The 2453-nt window shown below is 44.0% G+C and carries 3 protein-coding genes; 2 read left to right on the top strand and 1 reads right to left on the bottom strand.

From position 1 onward, the window contains the following. Nucleotides 1-125: 125 nt before the first annotated feature. Entirely contained in the window at nt 126-1307 is a 1182-nt protein-coding gene (lpxB, locus tag AC805_RS06045) for a lipid-A-disaccharide synthase (RefSeq protein ID WP_055074582.1), read from the bottom strand. A gap of 280 nt (nt 1308-1587) precedes the next feature. On the opposite strand from lpxB, the gene rpmI reads away from it, so the two are divergent. Together rpmI and rplT are read left to right on the top strand one after the other, a co-directional pair. After that, a complete protein-coding gene (rpmI, locus tag AC805_RS06040) occupies nt 1588-1785 on the top strand; it encodes a 50S ribosomal protein L35 (protein WP_009625755.1) in 198 nt (65 codons plus the stop codon). Between the two features lie 75 nt (nt 1786-1860). Further along, nucleotides 1861-2214 (top strand): 50S ribosomal protein L20, encoded by a 354-nt coding sequence (rplT, locus tag AC805_RS06035; protein ID WP_009625756.1) that lies wholly within the window; start codon nt 1861-1863, stop codon nt 2212-2214. Nucleotides 2215-2453 lie beyond the last annotated feature (239 nt).

Here is a 2453-nt window from a genome sequence, read left to right as displayed (position 1 = left end):
GTGAGTTCGGGATAATTTGAAACGGGCTTTGAGAAAGGGTTTGCTATGCAAACCCTTTCTCAAAGCCCCAAAAGTAAAAGCCTTGCTAAGCAAGGCTTTTACTTTTGGGCTTTGGTATTATGTTGCTATAGATAATCAAGAATTGAATCCGCTACTCGGTTAATCGCTCCCTTTTCTCCTAGACTTTCTCTTACTCTGGCATATCCATCCAGCATGGTTTGCCTTGATTGAGAATTTACTAATAGTTCTAGACCGGCTTCAGCGATCGCAGAGGGAATAGCATCATTCTGAACGAACTCAGGAACTACCGATTCCATGTTTACCAAATTGACAGGGGAAATAAATGGTAATTGTAATTTCACTATATAGCGAGCGATCCAAGCGGTAATCGCACTGACCCGATAGAGAATGACTTGCGGCACATTCAGCAGTGCTGTTTCCAAATTTACCGTACCAGATTTACTCAATACTAAATCTGAGGCACTGATGGCAATTTGCGATCGATCCGAAATAATCGTAGCCTGAAGGTCGTATTTCTTGAGGAGCTTTTCCACTTCGAGGCGATAGCGCTCTAGGGATAGGGGCAACCAGAATTTGACATGGGGTAATTTCGTTTGGATGATTTTTGCTGCTTCAAGAATAATCGGCATTACCGATCGCAGTTCTTGGGTGCGGGATGCAGGGAGGAGTGTCACGACTAAATCATCATCAGCGATGCCCAAATGCTGACGAGCCGCAACGCGATCAGGCACCAGTGCCATGAGATCGACAAAGGGATGCCCCACCCACTGCACATTTGTTCCCTGTTTCTCGTAGTAAATAGCCTCTTGGGGAAAAATGGCTAATAATTTATCGGTAAAAGCAGCGATCGCTTTAGTATTTTTGTCATCAAAAGACCATACCCATTCTTGAGGGGCAATGTAATAGATCACAGGAATCTTCAATGTCCGTTTAGCATAGTAACCAATTCCCTGATTGGGCATCATGTAATCGATCAATACTGCTACATCGGGAGGGGAGGTTTTGAGCCATTTTTTAGCATCCCGCTGCACCTGTAGCGTGGGCAAAATATAGGGTAGCGCCTCAACTGCGCCGATCGAGCCAATACCAACCGTATTGCCTAATATCTTTACACCCGTCGCGGCCATGCGATCGCCACCAAGTCCGACAATTTCCAACTCCATGCCTCTGAGGGCAGCCCGTTCGCGCAAGGCTTTAATTAAAATTGCCCCATGCCAGTCGCCCGATACTTCCCCCGTACTGATAAACACGCGGCGTTTTGTCTTAATTTCCGAACTAGATTCCATACTTAACTTACAGGAGCAGTTTGTGCCATAGAGTTCTATTAAAAACGATTTTAGGGTTTTCCGCGCCTCATACAGAGAAAACCCTAAAATCATTTTGAGTAATGGTAAGCAGCTTGGCATAGTTAAAAACCTGTGGCGCAATCTGTGCTTGTGTCACAGGTTTTAATTCTGGTATTTAATTATGCTTAATTACTTAATTATTTGAATTTTATCCCGAATGCAAAATATCGAGCAACATTATGGTACACTCGTAAAGGTCAAAAATTTGGACTAGAAAGAAGTGCCTAAGCTCAAAACTCGTAAATCTGCCGCCAAGCGATTCAAGGTGACGGGTAGCGGCAAGTTTGCTCGCCGCCACGCTGGTCGCAACCATCTATTAGAGCATAAGCCCACTGTTCGCAAGAGTAGATTGGGTCAAATGGCTATAGTTGATGAGACTGATAATGACAGAGTAAGCGCAATGATGCCTTACGCCTAATTAAAGGTTTTTAGGGCGCAACACGCCCTAAAAAATTAAATAAATACAACGATTTCACGATAAGAATTAACTGCCATGACGAGAGTAAAACGCGGTAACGTAGCTAGAAAGCGCCGCAATAAAGTACTGAAATTAGCCAAGGGCTTTCGCGGATCGCACTCTAAGCTGTTCCGCACTGCTAACCAGCAGGTAATGAAAGCTCTACGTAATGCCTACCGCGATCGCCGCAAGAAGAAGCGCGATTTCCGTAGTCTCTGGATTACCCGCATCAATGCTGCGGCTCGCCAACAAGGTTTGAGCTACAGCAAGTTTGCAGGTTTACTTAAGAAAGCAAATATTGATATCAATCGTAAGATGCTTTCTCAAATTGCCATTCTCGATCCCCAAGCATTTACCGCAATTGTCGAAAAGGCTAAAGCGATCGCTTAAGTCAAAATTACAGCAATTTTTGAGCAAAAGAACCACAATAAAGTCCTTAAAAGTGTTGCGAAACAACACTTTTAAGGACTTTATTGGTTTGGATTTGAGCGCATAGAGTTGCAAGTCAAAATTTATAGCTACAGTCACTTGACTTAGGACAAATCAAACCCCAAGAATTGACTGGCGGCGCTTCGCGCCGCCAGTCAATTCTTGGGGTTTATGTCCTAGTACAATTGGCGACAGCTATA

The organism is Pseudanabaena sp. 'Roaring Creek' (assembly GCF_001402795.1).
Classification (GTDB): domain Bacteria; phylum Cyanobacteriota; class Cyanobacteriia; order Pseudanabaenales; family Pseudanabaenaceae; genus Pseudanabaena.
The sequence above is the reverse complement of the archived record's forward strand: the minus strand, read 5'-3'. Positions and strand labels throughout refer to the sequence as shown.

What these genes read in the sequence shown, in the direction of transcription:
- lpxB (WP_055074582.1), bottom strand. Translation starts at nt 1,307, where the DNA reads ATGGAATCTAGTTCGGAAATTAAGACAAAACGCCGCGTGTTTATCAGT.
- rplT (WP_009625756.1), top strand. Translation starts at nt 1,861, where the DNA reads ATGACGAGAGTAAAACGCGGTAACGTAGCTAGAAAGCGCCGCAATAAA.